Source organism: Cupriavidus sp. OTU4054 (assembly GCF_038440175.1).
In the GTDB taxonomy this organism is placed as follows: domain Bacteria; phylum Pseudomonadota; class Gammaproteobacteria; order Burkholderiales; family Burkholderiaceae; genus Cupriavidus; species Cupriavidus pauculus_D.
The window spans coordinates 197,254-220,899 of the sequence record NZ_JASATF010000002.1; the positions used below are offsets into that span (position 1 = coordinate 197,254).

A 23,646-nucleotide genomic window follows, 5' to 3' on the forward strand; every position below is an offset into this window, starting at 1 on the left:
ATCGTTTGCTCCTTCAGGGTTCCAGCACGTAGGTTCCCGGTGCGTCGGCCAGCGCGTCCGCGGGCAACGCTCGCGCCTCCCGCTGCCCGCTCGCGTGCCCGGCCAGCCAGTCGAACCAGCACGGCCACCACGAGCCTTCATGCAGCGTGGCTTCGGCGAGATACCGGTCGGGATCGCGATAACGTGCGCCGGGTACACGCGTGGCCACGCGATACCTGCGGCGCGGGTGCCCGGGCTCCGACACGATGCCGGCGTTGTGGCCGCCGGAGGTCAGTACAAAGGTGAGTTCGCCGCGCGTGAGCAGATGAAGCTTGTAGGCCGAACGCCATGGCGTGACGTGATCGTGCTCGGTACCCACCATGAAGAGCGGCGCGGCGATGTCGGCCAGCGCGATGGGCTCGCCCCCGACGCAATACCGGCCCTCGGCCAGATCGTTGCGGAGGAAGAGCGAACGGAGCGTGTCGGCGTGCAACCGGTGCGGCAGCCGCGTGGTGTCGCGATTCCACGCGATCAGGTCGTTGGGCCTCGCGCGGTTGCCTAGCAGGTATTCCCCCAGCATGCGCGACCACACCAGGTCGCGCGCGTGCAGCATCTGGAATGCCGTCGTCATCTGGGGACCGTCCAGATAGCCCTGCCTGCGCATGAGCGCATCGATCGTCGCGAAGGCGCTGTCGTCGATGAAAAGGCCCAGTTCCCCCGGCACTTCGAAGTCGGTGCCCGTGGCGAACAGGGTCACGCCGGACAGGTCGTCGCGATGCTCCCGCGCCAGCCATGCGGCCGCGATGGCGAGCAGCGTGCCGCCGAGGCAATACCCGGCCGCCTGCACGCGCGCGTCGCCGCATTGCTGGCGCACGACCCGCAGCGCTTCCAGCAAGCCGTCGCGCAGATAGTCGTGCAAGCCCACATCGCGGGCTTCGTCCCCGGGGTTCTTCCACGACACCATGAATACCGTGTTGCCGCGGGCCACCGCATGCCGTACGAGCGAGTCGGCGGGTTGCAGGTCGAGGATGTAGTACTTCATGATCCACGACGGGACGATCAGCAGCGGCTCCGTCGCCACGCTTGCGGTCGTCGGCGCGTACTGGATCAGCTCCATGCGGTCGTTACGGAAGATCACCTTGCCCGGCGTGATGGCGACATTCCTGCCCACCACGAAATCCGGATTGCGGCGCTGTGCGGGAAGGTGGCACACCTGCGCGACGGCATCCTCGACGTCTTCGAGCCAGTGACTTGCACCCTGCACGAAGTTGCCGCCGAACGTATTCGCGGTGGCCGCCAACACGGCTGGGTTTAGCCACCAAAGGTTACTCGGCGAGGCCAGGTCCAGCCACTGGCGCGCGCAGAAGGACGCCAGCCGCTGATGATGAGGCGATACGCCGTCGAGTTCGGACGTCAACGCCTGCCAGAACGTCTCCTGGCGGAGGAACGCGTCCCGCCAGACGCACCATGGCCACTGTTGCCATGCCGGTCCCGCAAAACGGGGATCGCCCGCGATGGCTTTGCGCTCAGCGAATGGCGGCTGCGCCCAGTCGTCAAGCGTACCCGCGCACCATTGCCCTGCCACCTTCCCCTGTCGGCCCGGAGAGACGATCAGGTGCAACGCCCAGTCGGCCCAGGCCAATGCCAGCGAGGCGATGGAGATGCCGCCCGTCGTCGCCGCGAGCGCGGCCCGTATGTCCTGGTCCCAGCGCGCGTAGGCGTCGGGGAGCACGGGCGCCTGACAGGTGGCGGGAAGAGACACGGCGGGGAGTGGTTCGCGTTTCATTGCATGTGCTGCCCACCGTTGATGGCCAGGTTCGCGCCGGTCACGAATGCGCCATCGTCGGAACAGAGGTAGGAGATCAGGGCCGCCACTTCCGACGGCTTGCCGAGCCGGCCGACCGGTATCTGCGGAAGAATTTTCTTCTCGAGGATGTCCGCCGGAACCGCCCGTACCATGCTGGTGTCCAGATAGCCCGGCGATACGGTGTTGACCGTGACGCCGTGCGATGCCATCTCCAGCGCCAGCGCCTTGGTGAATCCATGCATGCCGGCCTTCGCGGCGGCATAGTTGGCCTGCCCGAAGGCGCCGCGGGACGCATTGACGGACGAGATATTGACGATGCGTCCCCATCCAAGGCTTGCCATGCTTTCGCACAGCGGCCGTGTCATGTTGAACACCGAATCGAGGTCGGTGCGGAGCACGGTGGCCCAGTCTTCCTGCCGCATCTTTCGCAGCTGGGCGTCGCGGGTAAGCCCTGCATTGTTGATCAGGACCGAGACCGGTCCGATCTCGGCCACGACGCGTGCCACGCACTCCTGGCACGACGCGAAATCGGCCACATCCACAGCCACCGCGGCGAACGCGCGGCCGCCCTCACGATGCGCGGCGAGCCAGGTGGCCACGTGGTCGTTGGCGATGGAATGCGTGACGACCACACGCAGGCCATCGTCGTGGAGACGCGTGGCAATCGCTTCGCCCAGTCCGCCCATGCCGCCGGTCACCAGGGCAATACGTTCCGGATTCATGCGGTACCTCCTTCTGGGCTGTTTGCCGGCCGCAGCCGGCGCAGCAGACGGGTCACGTCCGCATCGGGTGCGGTCTCGAAGCCAAGAGAGCGAGCCAGCCCCAGCATCGGCTCGTTCGCGCGAGAGGTCATGCCGTAGAGGGTGCCCGTACCGTGCGCCCGGCTATAGGCAATCATCGCGGTCAGCAGGAGCCTGCCTAGACCCTGGCCCTTGCAATCGGTGCGCACGCACACCGCGAACTCCGCGCGCTCGTTGTCCGGATCGGCCATCGCGCGGCACTCGCCCAGCAGTTCGGCGGGCCTGCCTCCGCGCGCGGGGCGCTCGATCACGAAGCACATCTCGCGCGCGTAATCGATCTGGGTCATCCGCGCGAGCTGGCTGTGCACAGGATGGCGCAACATGCAGAAGTACCGCGCGTGCATGTCCGCGGGACTGAGCGCTTCGAGGAAGGTGCGATACGCACGCTCGTCGTCCGGTCGCACGGGCCGCAGCCGCAGGGTTTCTCCGTGCCACGTCAGGTCGCGTGCCAGATGTGCCGGATATGGCAGGATCGCGAGCCGCGCGGTCGGATCGCCTCCCGCATGCCGGATCACGATACGGGCATCGAGTGCCATGACCCCCTCCGCGCTTGCCACGAGCGGGTTGATGTCGAGCTCGGCGATGCCATCCAGCTCGCACGCCATGCGCGAGACGGCCATCAGCACGTCTTCGAGCGCGGCGCTATCGATGCCCGGGACGTCGCGGTAGCCCGGCAACAAGCGTGCGATCCGGGTACGCGAAACGAGGTCGGCTGCCAGCAGCCGATTGAGCGGCGGCAGCGCGACGGCGCGATCCGCGATCCGTTCGACCGCCGTGCCGCCATGTCCGAAGAGCACGACCGGTCCGAACACCGGATCCGACGCGATGCCCACGATCAGCTCGAAGGCGTGGGTGCCGTGCGCCATGCGCTGAACGGTGAAGCCATCGACGCGCGCGGCCGGTGCCAGCCGCGCCACGGTCGCACGCATCGCCAGCGCCGCCTCCCGTATCTGCTCGGCCGACCGTAGCCCAAGCGCCACCCCGCCCACATCCGACTTGTGCGAGATATCGGGCGATGCAATCTTCAACGCCACAGGAAAGCCGATCGCCTCCGCCACCACCGCCGCTTCGCGCTCGTCGCGCGCGCTTCGCGTCGTGGCCACGGGGATCCCGTAGGCCTCGAGCACGCGCGCCGCGATGTCGGCCGGCAGTTGCCGGTGTCCCGCCGCCACCGCGTCGGCAATCCATCCCCTGGCGGCGACCCGATCGGGTGCGAGTTCAGGCGCGGCGGGTGGCGTCTGCATCAGAAGCTGGCGATGTCGTGCCTGCGTGACGACTTGAAGAAACCCACGCACGGCCTGCTCGGGCGTGCCGTATTCCGGCACACCGGCGTCGCGGCACATGCGGCGCGCCTCGCGTACGGCGTCCGCGCCGAGCCAGGAAGTCAGGACTGGAAGACGCCCCGCCGCACTGTCCACGACGGCGCGTGCGATGGCGTCGCTGGCCACGATTGCCGTCGGTGCATGCAGCATCAGGACGGCATCGACCTCCGCGGCGTCCTGCAGGATACGTAACGTATCCGCGTAACGCTGGACCGGCGCGTCGCCGATGATATCGATGGGATTGGCGCGTGGCCACGTCGCCGGCAGCACGGCATCCAGCCGCGCCACGGTGTCGGCGCCAAGCAACGCGAGTTGCCCGCCCGCGCGTACGAGCGCGTCGGTGGCCATGACGCCCGGGCCACCCCCATTGGTCACGATCGCCAGTCTTTCTCCGGCTGGCTGCCGCGCGCGCGCCAGGGTCTCCACGGCATCGAACAGTGCCTCCGTGCTCTCGACCCGCAGCATGCCGGCCCGCTGGAACACCGCGTCATAGACGTCATCCGTGGCGGCCAGCGCGCCGGTATGGGACGCCGCCGCATGGGCCGACGCCTCGGTGCGTCCGGCCTTGATCACGATCACGGGCTTGTTGCGGGCGGCGGCGCGAGCCGCCGACATGAACTTGCGGCCGGCACGCACCGCCTCGATGTACAGCAGGATCGCCGATGTGTCGGGGGCGGCGGCGAGGTAGTCGATGACGTCGCCCACGTCCACATCGGCGCTCTCCCCGAGCGAGACGACATGCGAAAAGCCGATGCCCTGCGCGTTGGCCCAGTCGACGACGGCAGTAAACAACGCGCCTGACTGCGACACGAATGCCAGTCTTCCCGGCAAAGCCTCCGTATGGGCAAAGCTGGCATTCATGTGGAGGCGCGGCACCATGAGGCCCAGGCAATTGGGGCCGAGGACGCGCAGCAGGCCCGGTTTGGCCGCGTCCAGCATGGCCTGCCGGTTCGCCGCATCGAGTCCGGCTGTCAACACGGCCGCCGCCTTGCATCCGCGTTCCCGCAGCTCGGCGATGAGTCGTGGAACGGTCGAAGGCGGTGTGCAGATGATGGCCAGATCCGGACAGGCCGGAAGTTGCCCGACGCGCGCATGACAGGGCATGCCGTCGAGACGATCGAGGCGCGGGTTGACGGCATGGAGCGCTCCCGCAAAGCCGCCATGCCGCAGGTTGTTCCACACCGTCGTCCCCACGCGGCCCGGGCGGTCGCTTGCGCCAATGACGGCGATGGAGGCCGGCTGGAAGAGATGGTCGAGGTTGCGGATCGTCATGAGCGAACTCGGGAGGGTGCGGGGTATGCCATCCAGCATAGAAAGCCCGCGTCGCGCGTCATTGATCCAGCGCAATGCCCGGTGACAGGCGCCTGCCACTATGAAACTGCGGGCGGCGTCTGGCCGTCCCTTTTGACCGAGGAGCTTCCTATGAGCAGCTACACGAGCGCCAATGCCTCCACGTCGAACAGTTCCACGCGTTTGCCGTCGACGTGGAGCAACCCCTCGCGCTGGAACCGCGAGAATGCGCGGCTGACCGTTTCCAGCTTGATGCCAAGGTAATTGCCGATCTCCTCGCGTGTCATGCGTAACGTCAGGCTGCGTGGCGAATAGCCGCGTTGTTGCAGACGCCGCGAGAGGTCCACGAGGAAGGCGGCGACGCGCCGCTCCGCGGACATACCGGAGAGCAGCGTCATCTGGCGCGATTCCCTGACGATCTCGGTGCTGAGCAGGCGATGGAACTGGTGCTGCAACGGCTTGAGCTCCCGGCACAATGCCTCCATCGGCCCGAATGGAATCACGCAGACCGAACTGTCTTCGAGCGCGATCGCATCGCAGTCGTATGCGTCGGTGCTGATCGCCCCCAGACCGAGCGTTTCGCCGGCCATGAAGAAGCCCGTCACGTGCTCGCCGCCGCAGGTATCGCTGGTGACAGTCTTGACGCTACCGGATCGCAGCGCGTAAAGACTCCGGAAATGATCGCCGGCGCGAAACAACCGCTCGCCGCGATGAACCATCCGCCAGTGGCTCACGACGGCCTCAAGGCGTCCCACATGATCGTCGTCGAGACAACTTGCCATACATAGGTTCCGTAGCCCGCAGCCCGAGCAGTGCGCCTTCGATACCTGCTCGCGTACGGGTACCTCGCATACCTGAAGCATCGCCTACCCCTTCTTATCAAGGGCCATGTGTTGCCATGGCTCCCGGCGCCGCGCGCCTGCCCACCAACCATGCGGGAAGTATGGTCCGAGGATACAGGCCCGGAAATCAGGCTTTGCTGAGCCGCACGTCGGGCACATGGAAGGGTTTTGTCAGGGGAACCTGACACGCCGTGCCGACAACGTCACGGCGCTGGCGGAGCACCCCGGCTTGACATGCCGTCCCCGCTGACCCGCAGTACGGCGGCGCCCGCGATGCGACCGGCGCGGAGATCCGCAAGCGCGACATTCGCGTCCTCGAGCGGATAGGGTGTGGCATGGACATGGAGGCGCGTCCTGGTTGCCGCGCGCATGAGCCCGATGCCGTCCGCCCGCGTCAGGTTCGCCACGGACACAAGGCGCCGCTCTTCCCAGAGTAGCCGGTAAGGAAACGCGGGGATGTCACTCATATGGATCCCGCCGCAGATCACGATGCCGCCCTTGTCCACCGACTCGAGCGCGCGGGGGACCAGATAGCCGGCCGGCGCAAAGATCAGCGCGGCATCGAGGCGTTCCGGCGCGGGATCGTCGCTGCTTCCCGCCCATTCGGCACCGACATCCCGAGCCAGCTGGCGGGCACGGTCATCGTCGGCCCGCGTGAACGCGAACACGCGGCGCCCTTCCGACACGGCGATCTGCGTGACGATATGGGCGGCGGCACCGAAGCCATAGATGCCCACGCGCCTCGCCGCGCCCGCCATCCTGAGCGACCGGTAGCCGATCAGCCCCGCGCACATGAGGGGTGCCGCCTCCACGTCGTCGTAGGCATCCGGAATACGGAAGCAGTACGCGCTCTCCGCCACCACATAGTCCGCGTAGCCGCCATCGCGTGTATAGCCGTGAAAGGCGGCGGCATCGCACAGATTCTCGTGCCCATCGAGGCAATACCGGCAGTGGCCGCAGGTGTGACCGAGCCAGGGCACGCCGACCCGCATCCCCAGGCGCAAGTCCCTGACGCCGGCACCCAGCGCATCCACGTAACCAATGATTTCGTGTCCGGGAATGAGCGCCGGCTTCGGTGTCGGCAGTTCCCCGTCAATGACGTGCAGATCGGTGCGACAGACGCCGCATGCGGCGACAGCGATCCGCACCGCACCGGGGCCAGGCTCGGGAATCGGCATCCGTCGCAGCGACAGGCACGGATCGTGGCCGTCGAATACCGCTGCCCGCATTGTCCGGGACTGTTCGGTGGAAGATGCCATGTCGCGCTCCTGCCCGAAGCATATGCGCCGTTATCGCACTGGACGCCAGCGCCGTCAACGCGCCGGCCCCTGCAATGTTCGTGACCTTTGACCTGCCTCAACCTGCATGTCGCGCAGCATCCTAGAGTCAAACCACCTTCCCGCACCGAGGCAGACATGGACATCGCCAGCCTGGTCGTTTGTCTCGACGACCGTCCCACGATTTTGGCTCCCGCCCTATTGGCTATGTGGACTCCCCTTTTTTCGAGAGCAATTCTCTGGCCATCTGTATTGCCTGCTCACGTGAAGCAGCAAGAAGCAGCGGGTAGCCCCAGAACTTGGCGAAGACGACCGAAAATGCTTTGAAGCCCAGACGTTTTGCCTGGTTGGTTTCGATCAGGATCATGCCCAGCACAAGGCTTTGCAATTCGGCCTTGTGCTTCTTCATCCAGAGCGCGGTGCGCTTCCTTTCTTCCGGCGGGTGCTCATGGTTTTCCGCAGGCGCCGTATCGGTCAGGAGAACGAATGGCTGCCCGCGCCGCAGATTCGCTTCGAACTCTGCAAAGTCCTTTTCGTGGTCGTGTCCGGGTTCTTGCGTCAGACTCATCCAGACCAGAGGGAAGTCGGTACTATTCATCGACATGGCTGTTTCCTTTATTTTTGATGCGACGCCAGGCTGCCGCAATGGCGAACACTCCGGGCAACGTAATCGCCGTTGTCGTGCCATGCGCTCTCACAAAGTCATTGACGTAGAAGAACAATTGAAAGGTGACAAAGAGTGCGGCACCGGCGGCTGTCGTCAACCAGGACAAGGCGACCTTGTCTGGGCTGGCGGAAGGTAGAGAGGGGGGAAGGGTCATAGGCGCTCGTCCTGATCGTCATGGCTTTTTGCGTCGGGCAGTCAATATCTGAAGTTCAGCATCGCCATCACGTTGCGTGGCGCGCCATAATTCACGGTATCGAAGTCGCCCTTCTGAAGCGCGTACTTTTTGTTGAGCAAATTGTTGAGGTTGACTGTCACGTTGGCCTTCTTTGTGAACGCGTAACGCGCCATGAGCGACACCAGCGCATAGGCTCCCTGTTCCCCGCCGAGCGAACTCGTGCCGGTATTGGGCGCCTGGTAGAAGCGGCTTTGCCATTTGACGCCGCCGCCCAGCGTCAGCTTGTTCCAGTCCCCGGGCAGCTGGTGGGTGATGAAAAGCCGGGCCGTGGTGCGCGGTATTTGCGAATTCAGGCGGACGCCGTCGCTATCCCGCGCCGTGAAATGGGCGAGGCCTGCGTAGATGTTCCAGCCGCGCGCCAGCTCGCCCTGCAAGTCCAGTTCGATTCCGCGCGACTTCGTTCCATCGGCGGTCTTGTAGGCCTGCGCGCCGCCCGGCGTATAGATTCCGGAGACCATCTGTGCCGCGTTATCCAGATTGGTCTCGAACACGGCCATCGACGCATGCAGACGCCCGTCCATATAGGCGCCTTTGAGCCCGACTTCCTTGGTCTTCCCCTTTGCGGGCGTGAGCACATTGCCGCTGCTGTCCCGATAGTCGGTTTGCGGATTGAATATCCCCGTGTAGCTGACGTAGGCCGAATAGATCTTGTTGATGTCGTAGATCAAGCCGGCATACGGCGTGAACTCACTGCTCTTCTTGTAGTGCAACGATGAGCCGCCGACGGTGTCGTCGATTTCGTAGCTGCTCAGGCGGCCGCCGACGACAAGTTTCAGAGGATCGGCCAGCGAGAACCGGGCGGCGCTATAGAGGCCGCTCTGCCTGATTCGGGTGCGGGTCGGCACCGAAGCCATGGCATCGAAGTCGGGACGGGGAAACGCTGGGCTCAGCGTATAGATATCGACCGGGAAAACGCTCGCGTAGAACGGTGGGATATCCTCCTGGCTGGCCTTGCGACGCGAAGTCATCGCCCCCACCACCAGTTCATGTTGGCGGCCGAGCAGGTCGAAGGGGCCGCTTGCCATCACGTCGAAGGTGTTTTGACGGCTGCGGCCGTCGGAAGCCAACGCCACCGGATAAGCGCCGGAGGGAAAGACGCCCAGTCCGGTGGTGCGATCGGGGCGGCCGACCAGGCCGAGGAGTTCGGCATCGTAGTCGGTGCGGTACTGATTGGCGAGTGCCCGGAATCTCCAGCCGTTTCCGAAGCGGTGCTCGACCTCGGCGAACGCCGTCTTGACGGTGTTGTCCCAATAGCTCCAGTCCTGCGCGTAATTCCTGGAGCGTGGATACGACGCCTGCGTGCCGTCGCTGAACCATAACGGCAACCCGCCCCAGGTGGAGCCCTTCGGCGTGATGTCCTGAAAGTCATAGCCCAGGCTCACCGTCGTGTTTCGTGTGAGATCGGCTTCCACGATGCCGTAGAACGACTTCCTCTGCGGCTTGTAGCCGTCAATGTACGAGTGCCCATCCTGGTACGTCCCGACGATGCGCGCGCGAATGCGACCATCCCGGGTTAGCGGCGTCGAGATGTCGGCCATGCCCCGGTAGGTGTCCCAACTGCCGACGCCAAGCGAGGCGGCCGCCGAGAATTCTCGCGTCGGCCGCTTGCGCACCAGGTTGATGGCGGCAGAAGGATTGCCGGTGCCGGTCAGCAGGCCGGAGCCGCCGCGCACGACTTCGACCCGGTCATAAAAAGCGGTATCGAGCGAACCGATGCCGCTCCCGTTGACGATGTCGCCGACGACGGTGGGTATGCCGTCGTACTGAATGTTGTTGATCAGGAAGCCACGCGAATAGAAACTCGTCCGCTCGCTGTCGGACTGGTACGCCGAGATGCCCGTGGTGTTCTCCAGCACGTCCTGCACCGAATTCAACTGCTGGTCGTCCATGCGCTGGCGCGTGATCACCGTCACCGCCTGTGGCGTTTCCTTCAGGGACAGCGGCAACCGCGTCGCCGCCGCCGTCTCGCCCGTGGTGTAGGAACCAGTACCTTCGGTGGTCGCCATATCCAATTGGCCCGTGACGGTGACGGCCGGCAAGCCTATCGCCTCCCGGTGCGTTTCCACTGCCGTGCTTTGGACTGGGGCCGACTCGGCCAATGCGCTTTGCGCGCTAATGAGAGCTGCCGCGGCGATGACGGCTGGCGCCGTGCCGGTCTCGATTACCCACCGGAGATTTCCGGTAGTGGTGCAGGTAGACATCAATAATACTCATTCGCATTTAGATGCCGTATTTAACAATGGCAACGCGCGAGCACGATGTCGAAACCAGGCCAGATTGTTATTCAGTTAGGCCAAAAGCAGGAAAGGACCGCGGACGGGTCAGGGAGAGGTTTCACCAGGAAGCATGATGCAGGGTACGGCAGCCAACGCCGTGCCGCTTATCCGGTCCGAGAGGTAACGCGCCGGCGGCTTGCCCACCGCCTTGCGGAACATGGTGACGAACCCGCTGGCGTTTTCATACCCGAGCTCCATCGCCACCGTTTGCACGCTTTCACCCTTGGTCAAACGCTGAATCGCGAGAATCACGTGCAACTGCCGGCGCCAGCGCCCGAAGCTCATTCCGGCTTCGTGCAGCAGAAGACGGCTCATGCTGCGTTCGCTCATGCCGATGCGGGTCGCCCAATCGGCCTTCGAGGTCTTGTCCGTGGGGTCGGCCAGCATCATTGCCGCAAGGCGCCGTAATCGGGAATCGCGCGGCATGGGCAGATGCAGGTCTTCCACCGGTGCGGCCACCAGCTCGTCGAGCAATGCGGCAATCAGCCGGTCTTCCCGTCCGCCCAGCGGATACGACTCGGGAAATCCGGCCGCCTTCAGAAGCAACTCGCGCAGCAATGGCGATACCAGAATCGTGCAACAGGTTTTCGGAAGCTCGGGCGCGGCGTCTGGCTCGACGAATAGGCAATAGCATTCCGTTTCCCCCGCCCCCCGCGAAGCGTGCGGCAAGTCGCCCGGTATCCATATCGCGCACTGAGGCGGCACGATCCAGACGCCCTCTTCGATCTCGCAGTTCAGGGTACCGCGTACGGAGTAGATTAGCTGCGCCTTGCGGTGCTGATGCCTGGCCTTTTCCCAGTCCTTGGTTACCGATGTAGCACTCAAGGCCACCACTGGTCGCGGGATGCTGTCGACGTCCGTCGGCGCGGTCAACTCCCTAACTTCAATGGTCGACATATTGGGCTGTAGAACCGTGGGACAAGACGAAGTGTTGGCCGAATTGGAGAATATTATGGATGACTTGCTCAATGGCGTCCAGCCGGTCGATTGCGCGCCAATCTCCCAGCTTTACGCTGAGGGTCTCGATTTCTCATATCCTCGAGAGTTATCTCCGTCAGTGCCCTGGGCTCGCCGCCGTCCGCCAAAGGTCGCGCGATAACGATAGCGTCATCATCCAGCCTAATTTCCAACGATTCTTTTTTCATCTTTTCCCTCCTAATAGACCTTCACACAAACGACAACATCTATCGCGCTCTATCTGCGCCTAGACGAAGTGAATTATTTTTATCGTTTTTATATTATCGGAATTATTGAAGCTTCGATAACTGATGCTTCGGTGGCCGAGCAAGGCTATTCGCGGCACGCAGCCGGTTGACGGTTCAGGGGCACGACGCGCAGCCTGCTGCAGCAGGTCGCCGCCCCCTGCCGATGTCGCACTGACGTGTGAATGGCTGCGTTGCGTGGCTCAGTGTGCCAGCAACGTGGCAACTTGCGTGTGGCGGAGAAGCGTATCCGTGACGCCGCCAAGGATGTCCTCCCGGAGTCTCCCCTGCCCGTATGCGCCGCAGACAATCAGATCCGCGCCGCGGCGATGCGCGAAGTCCAGGAGCAACGCGCCGACGTCCGCGGACGCCTCCGCGACGAGTTCCGTCAGCGCGGCGTGAATGCCGTGCCTCGACAGCCATGCCACCGCATAACTGCCCGGAGACGCCTCGAACCGCTGGTGCCTTCGGGCTTGCAGCACCTGCACCACATCCACCGACTCCGCGCGGGTGAGCCAGGGCAAGGCATCGTGGAGCGCACGCGCGGACTCGCGGGAACCATTCCAGCCGACCACCACGCGCGTGCCATTCGTGCTCACGCGCGCATCGCGAGGCAGGACCAGCACGGGCCGTCCCGCGCCGAGGATCACCGACGCGACAAAGCGGCGCTGCGCGCGAAACATCATGCCGCTATCTTCCCGAATGGCGCGCGGCTGCCCGACGATCAACAGATCGGCAAGGCGTCCCTCGCAGAGCATGGCCTCCTCCGGCGCGCCTTCACCCACGCGCCAGTCGACCGGGAACGTCGCGGTCTCGGTCGCTGTGTCGAACGAATGGCGCGCCTGCTCGCACGCCTCCGCCACGCTGCGCTCCGGCACCTGCCGCTCGCGCCGCCCGTCCGCGTGCCGATACACCCAGGCGGATTCGTTCGCGTCGACCGACAGCAGGCCGATCAGCGCCGCATGAAAGCCCTCCGCAAGCGCCACGGCCTGAGTCAGGCGGGCTGACGTTCCCTCCGCCTCGTCTACATGGACGAGCATGGCGGCAAAGCTCATCTTGCACCTCCGGTGATGCGACGTACTGCCGGTAGTGACCACTGTAGTTGCGGCGCGATACGCACGCTTGAGGGAGATCAACGATCCGATTGATACAGCGCAAGAATCGCGGCGATTCACCGAGTACGCTGTGATCAGGCGTACTGTGGACAGACGGACATCGAAGGAGCGCGCGATGTATGAACGGATTCTGGTAGCGATAGACGGCGGCCCCTCGTCCGCGCTGGCGCTATCGCAAGCGATTGCCGTGGCGAAGCTCGCCGCCGCGGAGGTCAAGGTGTTGTTCGTGGTGGACGACAGCGAACTATTCTTCGAATCCAGCTATCCCGAGTCGGAGGATATGATGCGCGCGATCGCGAACGTCGGCACGACCGCGCTCGCACGCGCATCGACACGCCTCGAATCCGCTGGCGTGCGCTTTCTGACCGAGCTGATCGAGCGGCCGATCACGCCCGGGCAGATCTCGGCGACCATCGTCGAGCGCGCCGACCGCTGGCCTGCCGATCTGATCGTGATGGGAACGCACGGACGCCGCGGGTTGCGCAGGCTGATCATGGGCAGCGTATCGGAAGGCGTGATCGCGCAGACATGCAAACCGGTGCTGCTGATCCGTGGGGAAGCCTCCCCCGTGCGGCGCCCTGCCCGCGTTGGCGCCTCCTAGAGACTCGTGTCGTCGTCGAACAGCTTTGCCTCGATCGCATAGCGCACGAGGGCCGCATCGCTGCGGAGCTTGAGCTTGTCGAGCAGACGCATCTTGTACGTGCTGACCGTTTTTGCGCTGACGCACAATGCGCTGGCGATATCCGTGAGCGACTCGCCCGCCACGATTCGCCGGAACACTTCCAGTTCGCGGTCCGAAAGACTTGCGTGCGGGGCGTCGGCCATGTGCGTCTGGAGTCCAAGCGCCAGTTTCTCGGCCATGGCGGGACTGATATAGGTGCCGCCTGCCGCCACTCTTCTCAGCGCTTCCACGAGCTCCGTGCCGGCGCTTTCCTTGGTGAGGTAGCCCGAAGCGCCCGCGCGGAAGGCTCGCACGATGTATTGCTCCTCGGCATGCATGGTCAACACGAGTATGCGCAGCCTCGGATGCTCCGCGCGGAGCAGGCAGATCAGTTCGAGGCCGCTGCGTCCGGGCATGGAGAGATCCAGGATTATCACGTCGCCGGGGTGATCGCGGACGAGGCGAGGCACTTCCGCGCCATTGGCGGCTTCGCCCGTCACCACGAATCCGGCGGCCCGCTCCAGGATGTGCCGCAGGCCGTTGCGCATGACGGCGTGATCGTCGGCGATCAACACGCGGATCATCGAGCGGGCTCCTTCCGTCAGGGATGGTCGGGAATTCTGACAGCGAGCTCGAAGCCCTCGCCGGGAGCGTGCCGCATGGAAACGGTGCCCCCGAGCAACCTCGCGCGCTCCCTGATGCCCAGCAAGCCAAATGAGCGTCGATGCTCCCGGCTCGCTTTCCCGTCCCACCCGCGACCGTCGTCGCGCACCGTCAGCACGTACGCGTCATCGACGTGCGCGAGGTCCACCCATGCCCGGCGTGCGTCCGCATGCTGGATGACGTTGTTGAGGGCTTCCTGGACGATACGAAAGGCGGCCGTCGCCACCTGCTCTCCCACGTCCGGGCTGTCCACCGCGTGCACGACGACGTCGATGGCATAGCGGCGGCCGAAATCCTTGGCCAGCCAGTCCAGCCCGGCCGCCAGCCCCAGTTCGTCCAGCAGCGCCGGCCGCAGATCGGACGCGATGCGTCGCACGGCGTTGACGGTCGTGTCGATGACACCGTGCATCGCCGTGACCTGCGCCAGAATGCGGTCCGGCAAGCGGGCGTCTCGCAGATCGCCCTCCAGCATGACCAGATCCATCTTCAATGCGCTGAGCTGCTGGCCAAGCTCGTCGTGGAGCTCTCGCGCGACGCGGCGCTTTTCCTCTTCGCGTCCGGAAAGAATGCTGTCGGACAACGCTTGCAGTTCTTCTCGCGAGCGACGCAATGCCGCCTCCGCCTGGACGCGCTCGGTGATGTCGCGCAGCATGACGGTGAACAGCTTTCGCCCGGGCTCTTCGAACGTCTGTGAAATGGATGCCTCGATCGGGAACTCCGTGCCATCCCGGCGTAACGCAAAGAGCGTACGCTGCTGTCCCATCTGCCGGTCCGAAACGCCCGTCACGCCGAATCTGGCCACGTGCGCCGAATGTGCGGCGCGAAAGCGTTCAGGGATGAAGTCGCCGAGTTGCCTGCCGATGGCCGTCTCCGCCGGACAGCCGAAGAGGCGCTCGGCCATGGGATTGAACAGCACGATCCGTTGCGCCTCGTCCACGGAGATGATGGCCTCCATGGCGGAACGGATGACGCCTGCCAACCGGGACTCGCCCAGCGCAACGATTTCGGTAACCGGACCCGGCCGCGTCCGGTCCGGTGCCGCTTCGGATTGTGTGGTTGCAACCATCTCGGTCTTCCCCGCAGGCGTATCGGACGTCTCCCGATGGACTGGTGTCCACTGTAGCCTGCATGGCGCCGGATGTCATCTCCACTGCCTGGCCGCCCTGCCCTTGCGCTTCAGAGCAGATCGACAGCGGCCAGCACCGATGCCGCCAGGGCGAACATCAGCCCCGGCAATCCGAAGCGCTCATAGACGATGCCGAATTTCTCCTTCCGTTTGGCACCCGGGAACCTCGCGCTGAGACCGCTTTCCTCGATGATCGACAGTGGCTCGGCCACATGACGGAATGCCTTCGACTTGAAACGCTTGTAGTACTGCAGCACGAAGTCGAGGTCGCTGTAGATACGCCATCTTTCGTCGTAGCGCAGGTCGCAGACACGAAATGCCATGGCCTGGTGGCAAGCGTGGATTACCCCCGCGCGCAGCTTGTATAGCGGTGCGGCGGGCTCCAGCCCGCGTGGGCTGATGTTGTCGCCATAGATGAGCCAGGTGCCCCCTCGTTCGCAGGCGGTGCGCGCAATGGTCGAGAGGGCTTGCGGGCCGGCGAAGCAGTCGCCGGAATTCATGAACACGACCCATTCGCCGGTCACCCGGTTGAGCCCCTTGTTCATTGCCGCATAGATCCCATCGTCGGGCTCGCTGACAAATACGTCGATATCTTCGGCGCGACTCCGGGCAAGCTCGACGGAACCGTCTGTCGATCCTCCATCGATCACGACATATTGCAGCGCGCACACGTCGGTGTCCTGCTGCACCACGCTATCCATGGTCCGTTGCAGACCATCGCGGTTGTTGTAGTTGATCGTCACAACTGAAATCAGGGTCATATCCGGCTCCCACGTCGGTGATTCATGTGACCCGGAAAGCGGCAATGATCGATGCAAAACCGCTGCGTGTTGTTTTTCCCTTCATGCCCTGCTCACGCGCTTGTGAGCTTGACATCAATGGCACACGCCTTATGTTGGGTACCGCACGTATCCAGTTCAGGGCAATGCGGTCGCGGCGGGTTGCCGTGGCGACGATGAACGCCCGCTTACCACCATCACGTGGCCGTCATTTCCAGTCTGATCGTTTCATATAACGCCTCCGCGGCAGGCCGTAATGGCCTGTCTCGGCGGCGGATCAGGGCCAGCACGCGGTCCACGTCAGGTTCGATCAAAGGGACGGCGCGCAGCCGGGAATGGTCGTGCGGCACCGCCATGCCTGGCAGCACGGCCACGCCCAGACCGGCGTCAACCAGCGCCAGTACGCCGACGACGTGGTTGGCTTCGTAATGGATCGTGGGTTGCCGCTCGAGGTGGGCAATCGCGCTTTCGATCAGGGCGCGATTGCCGCTTTGCCTGGACACGCTGACCATCCGTTGTCCGGCGAGCTCCTCCCAGGATACGCAGTCCCGCCCGGCCCACTCATGGTCTTGCCGCAACACCAATCGATAGGGCTCGGCGCGGACCGCATGGAATTCGATGCTTGGCTCCAGCGCGCCCATGAAGTTGAGCCCGAAATCGGACTCGCCCGACATCACGCTCGTCAGCACGGCGTTCGCGCTTTCGTCGATAACACGCACGCGTACGCCCGGATGCCGTTGGGCAAACGCGTGGATCGCATGGGGGAGTAAATGCAGCGCGACGGACGGTATGGCCGCCACCGTCACCAGGCCACGGCGAAGCGTGGTCTCGTCGCCGAGCCGAAATACCGCGTTATCGAGGATATCCAGTGCGGCTCGCGCTTCTTCGAGGAACTGCCGGCCGACATTCGTCGTCTCCACGCGACGCGTCGTCCGGTCCAGCAGGCGGGAGCCGAGCGTCTTTTCCAACTTTTCGATCCGGCGGCTGAGCGCTGGCTGTGAAATGTGAAGGGCCTCCGCGGCGATACGGAAGCTGCCCTTTTCGGCCGTCGCGACGAATGCCTGCAGGTCTTCGAGCGCAAAATTGATGTGTGACATGCATCGAATCATCAGAATATTGCAATTCACAGATTAGTCGCTCGAGAATAAGCTTGCAATGCCTGCCTGGAAGACCTACCTCGAATCATGCCGATCGTTACATCCTTGCCGAACCTTTCCCGTATTGCCGACCGTTCCGCCGCCCGCGCTGCCGCCACGGCGGTCGCCTCACTTGCCCTGCTGCTGCCCGGCCTCGGACACGCGAGCGACCTCGTTGCCGTGACGTCTGGCGGAACCGCAGAGGCGGCCAAGCAGCTGACGAGTCTCTATAACAAAGAACACCCTTCCGCCCCTGTCACCCTCACTTTCGGGCCGTCCATGGGCAAGACAGAGAATGCGATCCCGGCCCGTCTGGCCCGTCAGGAACCGATCGACGTGGTCATCATGGTCGGTGGCGCGCTAGATCAGCTTATGGCTAGCGGCAAGCTGGAACCCGGCAGCAAGGTCGTTCTCGCCAATTCGAAGATCGCCTGTGCCGTGCCCGCCGGCAGACCCCATCCGGACTTGCGCACCACGGCAGCGGTGCGTCAGGCCTTTCTCGATGCGCCCTCCATTGCATGGTCCGATAGCGCGAGCGGCGAGTACATCCAGGGCGAGCTACTGGCTCGCCTCGGCATCGAGGCGGAGGTGAAAAAGAAAGGCAAGCAGATCCCGGCAACGCCCGTCGGCGAGGTGCTGGCGAAAGGCGAGGCGGCATTCGGATGCCAGCAGCACAGTGAGCTGCAGCCCGTGCACGGTATCGACATCGTGGCCGAACTGCCGGACGAATTGCAGCGCGTCACGCCGTACGCGGCCGCCATCGTGAAAGGCAGCGCCCATCGCGCGGCCGCCAAGGCGTACATCCAGTATCTGGCGGCGCCGCCGAGCGGCAAGGTTATCAAGGCAACCGGATTGACGCCGCTCAGCGAAAAATAAAGCAGACGTTGGCGGCGCGGTCGGGTATGGCCGCTATCGACGTCGACCGGCGGTCGCGCGCCGCCAGCCTCGAATAGCCCGGTCCCTGCGTAGCGAGTCCGGGCCTATTTTCTTTTCGATTTCTGCCTGGTTATGACACGATCCTGCTGTCTGCAGGTCTCGTGCCGTTGGTATCAGCCCGGCAGCTTCGCTGCAAGCACGTCGACCTTCTCGATCGACGGTGGCTCGGCGAATAATTCGTCCGCTTTCTCCATCAGCGCGGCTGCGACCTTGCCGGAAAGGTGCGCTTGCCGTCCGGCCTCGTCCGGAAATGCGTCGAAGATGCCGAACGTCGACGGCCCCAGACGGATGCCGAACCAGGCCGTAGTCGCCGGTTCTGCCTCCACAAGGGGAAGACCACTCAACAGAAAGCTCTCAACGTCCTTCTCCTTTCCTGGCTTCGCTTCCAGACGAACGAACAACGCGACATTGACCATGACATATCTCCTGTTCTGAAACAGACGCCGCGCACCAAGACTCGTGGCGAAGCCACTTGCCTGGCGCGGCTGGATTCAGTCTAGTCAATGGGACGGGGCGACTCGGCCCAGGCTGATCATCGATGCAGAAGCGGATAGGCGATCAGGCCGACCAACGCTGCCCCTGCGACGATCATCGGCTCGCTCAGCTTTTTGAACTTCAGCAGCAAGGCAACGGTGACGAGCGCCAGCAGCACTGTCGGCAAGTCGACGATCGAACGCTTCGCCAGCACGATCACGGCGCCGGTAATCGCACCGATGGCGGCCGCGGTGACACCATCCACGAATGCGACGATCGCGGGTAACTTGCCATACTTCTTGAAGTACGGCGCCGGCAGGACGGTGAACAGGTAGCACGGCAGGAACGTCGCAGCCGCGGCGACCCAGGCACCAGGCAGTCCTGCCACGAGATAACCGATGAAACCCACGGTAATGACCACCGGACCGGGCGTGATCATGGCCACGGCGACCGCATCGACAAACTGTTTGTCGTTCAGCCAGTGGTGCTCCGTCACGACACCGCCGTACAGGAACGGCACGATGGCGAGTCCCGATCCGAAGACGAACGCGCCCGCCTTGGCAAAGAACACACCGAGCTGCGACAGAAGCGGCCAGTCGATCGTGCTCATCATGCCGCTTGCCGCGGGCAGCGGCGTTGCCGCCAACGCATTCAGTTTGCCCTGGTGCAGCCATTTCGGCGGTGCGCGCCGCAACCAGACAAGCACGCCGGCCGCGATGAACAACCATGCCACTTCCGACTCGGTGATGACCGTGACGGCCACAAGCACCAGATAGATGAACCACAGCAGTTTGTCCTTGCCGACGCTCTTTCTGGTCAGCTTGTACGCGCTGATCGCAATGATGCCGATCACCGCCGCACCCACGCCGTAGAACACTGACTGCATCCACGTCAGGCCGCCAAAACGCACGTAGGCCCAGCCGAGTGCGATGACCATCAAAAACGAAGGCAGCACGAAGGCGATGCCGACGAGGGTCGCGCCCACGATGCGGTAATGAACGTATCCCAGGTAGATCGCAAGCTGCGCGGCCAGCGGCCCCGGCGCGAGTTGCGCGAGCGCCAGGCCCTCCTTGTAATCCGCATCGGTGATCCACTGCCGCGCGTCGACGAGATCGCGGTGCATATAGCCGGCGAGCGCGACCGGGCCGCCGAAGCCGAACGTGCCGAGCCTCAGGAAATACAAGACCATCTGGCGCAGCGAATATGTGGGGTCACCGGCCGCGGCGGTGGTGGGTAGCTGGGACGAGGTCATGCTAACGCCTGCGCGCAGTGGAGAAATGGGTGTACAGCGAGTCGAGGACGTGACTGACGTCATCGAGCAGTGCGTCGTCGCTGGGCAAGCGCTCGCGAGCGCCCGCCAGTACCGCCTCGAAACCGCTCGCTTCCGCAACCGGTGTGCCGCCGATATCCAGTACATGGATCATCTGGCCGAGACGGGCGAGTCCTTTGTCCTCGTCGAGTCCGAAGCTGGCGAGCAGCACCTCGAACGACACGCGGTCACCGATGTGAGAGAACGTCGCGCCATCGAAGTCAAACCCCAGTGCGGCGTCCGGGCACTGTCGGATGTCGTCGAGCCAGAGAAACGTGGCGTGAGGATCGATGAACCGCCGGATCAACCAGGCGCAGGCGACGCGGTCCACCCATAGATTCCGGCGGGTCGCCCACTGGCGTCCCTGATATTGCGCAGGATCGCGCCTTGGGATGTTGCCGGCCACGCCCCGCGGCTCGCCGGGCGAAAGCATGACGTCGATCGCCGCATTGAAGTCGCGCCACTGGGCTTCGGCACGCGCGGATGCCTCGTCGGGAAAGAAGTCGATCCTGCGAATCGCGTCGAATCCCCGGCCATGTCTGCGTGCCAGTCGCAGCAGCCCTGCTTCGTCCATCTCCGACAACGTCGAGCGCGCGGCGGAAAGCTCGGTGATCCAGGCCGCGTACTCGCTGGCGCGGGCGAACAGGGCGCGATACTCCGCATCCTGCTGTGCGCCGGTGGCCTGAACCGACAGCACCCAGACCTTGCCGTCTTCGCTGGCCGCGTCGGTGGCCAACGCCTGCAGCGACGCGCCGAGGCCCGGCAGATTGGGGAGAAGGTAGGCGCCATCCCGCAGCGCCGCCGCGCCAAGCGCCTTGATCCCGCGCCATAAGCGCATCCGGGCGGTGGACGCGGAGGTCGGCAGGCTGACGACGAGCAGAAGCCAGGCAGTCTCGGGGAGCGCGGAGGTCGCATTCATGCAGCCAGATTAGCGGGGTGTTTCGACTATTTCAATATTGTAGAGATCTCTACACTGCGCCCGAGAGGGTTCGCGTCGTCGAGAATCACTTCCAGATGAAATAGCAGGCTCGCTTACCGCTTTCTGAACACCGCCGCGATGGCATAGACCGCGAGGAAAGCAGTACCCGTGGCGAGATTGCCGATCGCGATACCGATGACGCGGTGATAGGCCGTGATCGTGTCATCGGAAAGCCAGCTGTGATCGTGCACGAATGCCAGAATCGCGACGGCGCCCAATTGCGTGCCGAGGTAGGAGATATCGGGATGCCCGAGGCGCAGGTGGCAGGACACCGCCACCAACACGGCCAGCGCGAGCAGGCAGTACAGGTCGCTGCCGGCCGTCAGCATGGTCGCCCCCGCGCAGCCGCGCCACGCCGCTGGCGAGCGCCGTGACAAGCAGATACGCCCCCGTGCCGATCAGCGCATTGATCCACAGGGCCACGGCAAGCGGCCTCGCGTCCGCCGCGCCATGGATCAACAGCAACGACACCATATAGACGAACAGTGCCGCGGACAGGATCCACAGGAAACTCGCGGCGCGCCGCACGGCAATGGAGAGGCATGCGGTCGCGAACAGTGTGCTGAGCGCGACGAATGCGGCGGGGCCATCCAATGCCAGCGGTGCCAGCCAGACGCCCATGACGGTGCCGGCGAACGTGCCGGCAATCTGCTGCACGCCGAGCCCGAGCGCGGGGCGCAGTGCGCTACCGGTCAATGCGAACGCGCAAATGGCGGCCCACCAGGCTTCCGGCTGACGGCACGCCAGGGATATGGCGGCGGCGAGCGTCACCGCGATGACCGCCTGTAGACAGCGCGCGCTGCGTGCCAGGAGCGCGGAGACGTCCAGCTCGGCGCGGAACGCCACCTGGGTGTTGCGCAACGCGAGCCGTAGCACCTCCCACATGGCTGGCCTCCCCCCCGAACCCGGACCGTTATTGTCGCGTAGTGTAGTCGCGGGGCCGCTTCGGCATCAGCCGTTGAGTGTGCGACCGCCGTCAACGATCATTTCGGAGCCGACGGTCCACCGGGATTCGTCGGACGCCAGATACAGCACCGCCTTGGCAACCTCCTCCGGCCTGCCAAAACGACCCATTGGAATCGTCGCGACGATGTCCCTGGCAACCTGTTCGCGATAGGCATCGGGGATGCCGAGCTTGTCGTACAGCGGCGTCTCGACCGGTCCCGGGCTGACCGCGTTGACGCGGATACCGCGGTCGAGCAGTTCGCTCGAAAGCGTCTTCGCCATGTTCAGCAACGCTGCTTTGGTGGCGGCATAAACCGATGAACGGGCGGCGCCGACATGCGCGTTGATGGACGTATTGAGGACCACCGACGCCGGCCTCGCAAAGCAGGACAACAGCGACTGAACGAGGAAATAGGGTCCTTTGACGTTGATGGCGAACGAGCGATCGAACATTTCCTCCGACCATTCCTCCATTGGCACCCATACCGAGACGCCGGCGTTGAGGAATGCGATGTCGAGCTCGCCGTAATGGGCGCTGACGGCCAGTGCCAGTTCCTTCTGCGCGGCGACGCTGGCCGAGTCGGCGCGCACGATCAGGACTTCCGGGCCAAGTTCCGTCCTGGCGTGCGCGATGGAATCGGGATTGACGCCGGTCACCATGACACGTGCGCCTTCTGCCAGAAATTGCTTGGCGGTTTCGAGACCGATACCACTGGTGCCGCCGGTAATGAGGGTGCGTTTGCCTTGCAAACGGGACATAATGTGCTCCTGAGTTGACTCGACGCCAGCGAGACAAGATTGCTGGGTGAGCGCGAAGCATGGGGCCATATCCGAAACGCGATAAGATCCCCGCCGGACATATAATCCATGCCGTCAGCGCATAAATAAATGGAGGCGCGTCTGGATCGGTTTCTGCAAATGACCTGCTTTGCCCGCGCGGTGGAAACAGGCAGTTTCTCCGCGGCGGCGCGCGATCTGGGTCTTGGGCAACCCAATGTCAGCCGATACGTCGCCTCGCTCGAGGAGCATCTGAAGACTCGGCTGCTACACCGAACCACGCGCCAACTCGCGCTGACGCCCGAGGGCGAGCGGTATTACGCGGAGGTCAGACGGATACTCGATGCGGTCGGGGAAGCGGAGTCCTCGCTGCGCGACGAAGCCGAACCAACGGGACTGTTACGCGTTGCCTGCCCGACAGCATTCGCGCATGCGTTCGTTCTGCCGTTGGTGCCCGCCTTCCTCGCGCGCTACCCTGCCCTCGCGCTCGATCTGCAGATAGGCGACCGATACGTAAACCTCGTGGATGAGGGCGCCGAACTCGCCATACGGATCGGACATCTCGAGGACAGCGCATTGCGCGCCCGCCGCATCGGGCAGTTTCAGCGGGTGTGCGTGGCCAGCACCGCTTATCTTGCCCGTCGAGGTGTACCGCGCGAGCCCGCCAGCCTCCGCGACCATGATTGCATTGTCTACACGCTGCTTTCCTCTGGCAGTGCGTGGCGGTTTCGCGATGGCGAGGTAGCGGTTTCCGGCCGGTTGCGCGTCAATTCACCTCAGGCAGTCCAGGAAGCCGCGAACGCGGGTCTGGGCATCGCGAACGGGCCGAAGTGGCTGTTCGACGCGGGATTGAACAATGGCACCTTGAAGCTTGTGCTGTCGGGCTACGAGGCACCGTCGGTACCGGTCCAGATCGTGTACGGGGCCCACCGCCTGGTGTCCAGGCGCGCGATTGCATTTATGGATTTCATCGGCGAAGCGTTTCACGGCATCGACGCGCTCGGCGCGTTGCCCCACGGCAAGCCCAACGACTGAAGTCACCTTCGGCC

General features: G+C 64.3%; 23 protein-coding genes. 3 read left to right on the plus strand and 20 right to left on the minus strand.

Features of this window, described 5'->3' with window-relative positions; all coding sequences use genetic code 11:
• Positions 1-13 precede the first annotated feature (13 nt).
• The 10 genes from AAHB16_RS03760 to AAHB16_RS03805 all read right to left on the minus strand — a co-directional run bounded on the left by AAHB16_RS03760 (position 14) and on the right by AAHB16_RS03805 (position 12,752).
• Positions 14-1,765: a PHA/PHB synthase family protein gene (locus AAHB16_RS03760; RefSeq protein WP_342050134.1), complete on the minus strand. Its 1,752-nt coding sequence runs from the start codon at positions 1,763-1,765 to the stop codon at positions 14-16.
• The gene (gene phbB / locus AAHB16_RS03765; RefSeq protein WP_115952078.1) at positions 1,762-2,508 is read right to left on the minus strand and encodes an acetoacetyl-CoA reductase; all 747 of its coding nucleotides are present in this window, start codon (positions 2,506-2,508) and stop codon (positions 1,762-1,764) included. Before phbB ends, AAHB16_RS03760 begins: the two co-directional genes overlap by 4 nt.
• The gene (locus tag AAHB16_RS03770; RefSeq protein WP_342050135.1) at positions 2,505-5,180 is read right to left on the minus strand and encodes a bifunctional acetate--CoA ligase family protein/GNAT family N-acetyltransferase; all 2,676 of its coding nucleotides are present in this window, start codon (positions 5,178-5,180) and stop codon (positions 2,505-2,507) included. The genes phbB and AAHB16_RS03770 overlap by 4 nt, the downstream gene beginning before the upstream one ends.
• 158 nt (positions 5,181-5,338) lie before the next feature.
• Positions 5,339-5,980 (minus strand): helix-turn-helix domain-containing protein, encoded by a 642-nt coding sequence (locus AAHB16_RS03775; protein WP_317889555.1) that lies wholly within the window; start codon positions 5,978-5,980, stop codon positions 5,339-5,341.
• 263 nt (positions 5,981-6,243) lie between these two features.
• Positions 6,244-7,269 carry a zinc-dependent alcohol dehydrogenase family protein gene (locus tag AAHB16_RS03780; RefSeq protein WP_342050262.1) on the minus strand — a complete coding sequence of 342 codons (1,026 nt, stop codon included), beginning with the start codon at positions 7,267-7,269 and terminating at the stop codon, positions 6,244-6,246.
• 253 nt (positions 7,270-7,522) lie between these two features.
• On the minus strand, positions 7,523-7,921 hold the full coding sequence (locus AAHB16_RS03785) for a hypothetical protein (protein ID WP_342050136.1): 399 nt from the start codon (positions 7,919-7,921) through the stop codon (positions 7,523-7,525).
• Positions 7,908-8,138: a hypothetical protein gene (locus tag AAHB16_RS03790; RefSeq protein WP_342050137.1), complete on the minus strand. Its 231-nt coding sequence runs from the start codon at positions 8,136-8,138 to the stop codon at positions 7,908-7,910. Before AAHB16_RS03790 ends, AAHB16_RS03785 begins: the two co-directional genes overlap by 14 nt.
• Positions 8,139-8,179: 41 nt before the next feature.
• Positions 8,180-10,420 (minus strand): TonB-dependent siderophore receptor, encoded by a 2,241-nt coding sequence (locus AAHB16_RS03795; protein WP_342050138.1) that lies wholly within the window; start codon positions 10,418-10,420, stop codon positions 8,180-8,182.
• 120 nt (positions 10,421-10,540) lie between these two features.
• Positions 10,541-11,392, minus strand: coding sequence for an AraC family transcriptional regulator (locus tag AAHB16_RS03800; RefSeq protein WP_342050139.1), 852 nt, complete (start codon positions 11,390-11,392; stop codon positions 10,541-10,543).
• Positions 11,393-11,900: 508 nt separating this feature from the next.
• Positions 11,901-12,752: a universal stress protein gene (locus AAHB16_RS03805; protein ID WP_115952068.1), complete on the minus strand. Its 852-nt coding sequence runs from the start codon at positions 12,750-12,752 to the stop codon at positions 11,901-11,903.
• Positions 12,753-12,927: 175 nt separating this feature from the next.
• Here AAHB16_RS03805 and AAHB16_RS03810 point away from each other — a divergent pair, with 175 nt between their 5' ends.
• On the plus strand, positions 12,928-13,413 hold the full coding sequence (locus AAHB16_RS03810; protein WP_150374461.1) for a universal stress protein: 486 nt from the start codon (positions 12,928-12,930) through the stop codon (positions 13,411-13,413).
• Here the strand turns inward: AAHB16_RS03810 and AAHB16_RS03815 are convergent.
• The 4 genes from AAHB16_RS03815 to AAHB16_RS03830 form a co-directional block, all read right to left on the minus strand.
• A complete protein-coding gene (locus tag AAHB16_RS03815; protein ID WP_150374462.1) occupies positions 13,410-14,057 on the minus strand; it encodes a response regulator in 648 nt (215 codons plus the stop codon). The two genes, AAHB16_RS03810 and AAHB16_RS03815, sit on opposite strands and share 4 nt — an antisense overlap.
• A 17-nt stretch (positions 14,058-14,074) precedes the next feature.
• Entirely contained in the window at positions 14,075-15,202 is a 1,128-nt protein-coding gene (locus tag AAHB16_RS03820) for a PAS domain-containing sensor histidine kinase (RefSeq protein WP_150374463.1), read from the minus strand.
• A 110-nt stretch (positions 15,203-15,312) separates the two neighbouring features.
• Entirely contained in the window at positions 15,313-16,023 is a 711-nt protein-coding gene (locus AAHB16_RS03825; RefSeq protein WP_150374464.1) for a glycosyltransferase, read from the minus strand.
• Positions 16,024-16,238: 215 nt separating this feature from the next.
• Positions 16,239-17,138 carry a LysR family transcriptional regulator gene (locus AAHB16_RS03830; RefSeq protein WP_342050140.1) on the minus strand — a complete coding sequence of 300 codons (900 nt, stop codon included), beginning with the start codon at positions 17,136-17,138 and terminating at the stop codon, positions 16,239-16,241.
• A gap of 87 nt (positions 17,139-17,225) precedes the next feature.
• Between AAHB16_RS03830 and AAHB16_RS03835 the strand changes: the two genes are divergently transcribed.
• The gene (locus AAHB16_RS03835) at positions 17,226-18,053 is read left to right on the plus strand and encodes a substrate-binding domain-containing protein (RefSeq protein ID WP_342050141.1); all 828 of its coding nucleotides are present in this window, start codon (positions 17,226-17,228) and stop codon (positions 18,051-18,053) included.
• Positions 18,054-18,226: 173 nt separating this feature from the next.
• On the opposite strand, the gene AAHB16_RS03840 is transcribed toward AAHB16_RS03835, so the two are convergent.
• From AAHB16_RS03840 to AAHB16_RS03865, 6 genes are all read right to left on the minus strand, one after another.
• Positions 18,227-18,529, minus strand: coding sequence for a putative quinol monooxygenase (locus tag AAHB16_RS03840; protein ID WP_342050142.1), 303 nt, complete (start codon positions 18,527-18,529; stop codon positions 18,227-18,229).
• Positions 18,530-18,645: 116 nt separating this feature from the next.
• The gene (locus AAHB16_RS03845) at positions 18,646-19,839 is read right to left on the minus strand and encodes a chromate transporter (protein WP_342050143.1); all 1,194 of its coding nucleotides are present in this window, start codon (positions 19,837-19,839) and stop codon (positions 18,646-18,648) included.
• 1 nt (position 19,840) lies between these two features.
• The gene (locus AAHB16_RS03850; RefSeq protein ID WP_342050144.1) at positions 19,841-20,815 is read right to left on the minus strand and encodes a chromate resistance protein ChrB domain-containing protein; all 975 of its coding nucleotides are present in this window, start codon (positions 20,813-20,815) and stop codon (positions 19,841-19,843) included.
• Positions 20,816-20,928: 113 nt separating this feature from the next.
• The gene (locus AAHB16_RS03855) at positions 20,929-21,066 is read right to left on the minus strand and encodes a hypothetical protein (protein ID WP_342050145.1); all 138 of its coding nucleotides are present in this window, start codon (positions 21,064-21,066) and stop codon (positions 20,929-20,931) included.
• Complete coding sequence (locus tag AAHB16_RS03860; RefSeq protein ID WP_342050146.1) at positions 21,038-21,760, minus strand: hypothetical protein; 723 nt, start codon at positions 21,758-21,760, stop codon at positions 21,038-21,040. The genes AAHB16_RS03855 and AAHB16_RS03860 overlap by 29 nt, the downstream gene beginning before the upstream one ends.
• A gap of 66 nt (positions 21,761-21,826) precedes the next feature.
• Entirely contained in the window at positions 21,827-22,579 is a 753-nt protein-coding gene (locus AAHB16_RS03865) for an SDR family oxidoreductase (RefSeq protein ID WP_342050147.1), read from the minus strand.
• Between the two features lie 129 nt (positions 22,580-22,708).
• Between AAHB16_RS03865 and AAHB16_RS03870 the strand changes: the two genes are divergently transcribed.
• A complete protein-coding gene (locus tag AAHB16_RS03870; protein ID WP_342050148.1) occupies positions 22,709-23,632 on the plus strand; it encodes a LysR family transcriptional regulator in 924 nt (307 codons plus the stop codon).
• Positions 23,633-23,646 lie beyond the last annotated feature (14 nt).

Coding starts and splice junctions, on each gene's coding strand:
- AAHB16_RS03770 (WP_342050135.1), bottom strand. CDS start 5,180: ATGACGATCCGCAACCTCGACCATCTCTTCCAGCCGGCCTCCATCGCC.
- AAHB16_RS03760 (WP_342050134.1), bottom strand. CDS start 1,765: ATGAAACGCGAACCACTCCCCGCCGTGTCTCTTCCCGCCACCTGTCAG.
- AAHB16_RS03800 (WP_342050139.1), bottom strand. CDS start 11,392: ATGTCGACCATTGAAGTTAGGGAGTTGACCGCGCCGACGGACGTCGAC.
- AAHB16_RS03795 (WP_342050138.1), bottom strand. CDS start 10,420: ATGTCTACCTGCACCACTACCGGAAATCTCCGGTGGGTAATCGAGACC.
- AAHB16_RS03790 (WP_342050137.1), bottom strand. CDS start 8,138: ATGACCCTTCCCCCCTCTCTACCTTCCGCCAGCCCAGACAAGGTCGCC.
- phbB (WP_115952078.1), bottom strand. CDS start 2,508: ATGAATCCGGAACGTATTGCCCTGGTGACCGGCGGCATGGGCGGACTG.
- AAHB16_RS03805 (WP_115952068.1), bottom strand. CDS start 12,752: ATGAGCTTTGCCGCCATGCTCGTCCATGTAGACGAGGCGGAGGGAACG.
- AAHB16_RS03775 (WP_317889555.1), bottom strand. CDS start 5,980: ATGGCAAGTTGTCTCGACGACGATCATGTGGGACGCCTTGAGGCCGTC.
- AAHB16_RS03850 (WP_342050144.1), bottom strand. CDS start 20,815: ATGAATGCGACCTCCGCGCTCCCCGAGACTGCCTGGCTTCTGCTCGTC.
- AAHB16_RS03815 (WP_150374462.1), bottom strand. CDS start 14,057: ATGATCCGCGTGTTGATCGCCGACGATCACGCCGTCATGCGCAACGGC.
- AAHB16_RS03860 (WP_342050146.1), bottom strand. CDS start 21,760: ATGTGGGAGGTGCTACGGCTCGCGTTGCGCAACACCCAGGTGGCGTTC.
- AAHB16_RS03825 (WP_150374464.1), bottom strand. CDS start 16,023: ATGACCCTGATTTCAGTTGTGACGATCAACTACAACAACCGCGATGGT.
- AAHB16_RS03845 (WP_342050143.1), bottom strand. CDS start 19,839: ATGACCTCGTCCCAGCTACCCACCACCGCCGCGGCCGGTGACCCCACA.
- AAHB16_RS03870 (WP_342050148.1), top strand. CDS start 22,709: ATGGAGGCGCGTCTGGATCGGTTTCTGCAAATGACCTGCTTTGCCCGC.
- AAHB16_RS03840 (WP_342050142.1), bottom strand. CDS start 18,529: ATGGTCAATGTCGCGTTGTTCGTTCGTCTGGAAGCGAAGCCAGGAAAG.
- AAHB16_RS03780 (WP_342050262.1), bottom strand. CDS start 7,269: ATGCGGGCAGCGGTATTCGACGGCCACGATCCGTGCCTGTCGCTGCGA.
- AAHB16_RS03810 (WP_150374461.1), top strand. CDS start 12,928: ATGTATGAACGGATTCTGGTAGCGATAGACGGCGGCCCCTCGTCCGCG.
- AAHB16_RS03785 (WP_342050136.1), bottom strand. CDS start 7,921: ATGTCGATGAATAGTACCGACTTCCCTCTGGTCTGGATGAGTCTGACG.
- AAHB16_RS03835 (WP_342050141.1), top strand. CDS start 17,226: ATGCCGATCGTTACATCCTTGCCGAACCTTTCCCGTATTGCCGACCGT.
- AAHB16_RS03830 (WP_342050140.1), bottom strand. CDS start 17,138: ATGTCACACATCAATTTTGCGCTCGAAGACCTGCAGGCATTCGTCGCG.
- AAHB16_RS03865 (WP_342050147.1), bottom strand. CDS start 22,579: ATGTCCCGTTTGCAAGGCAAACGCACCCTCATTACCGGCGGCACCAGT.
- AAHB16_RS03820 (WP_150374463.1), bottom strand. CDS start 15,202: ATGGTTGCAACCACACAATCCGAAGCGGCACCGGACCGGACGCGGCCG.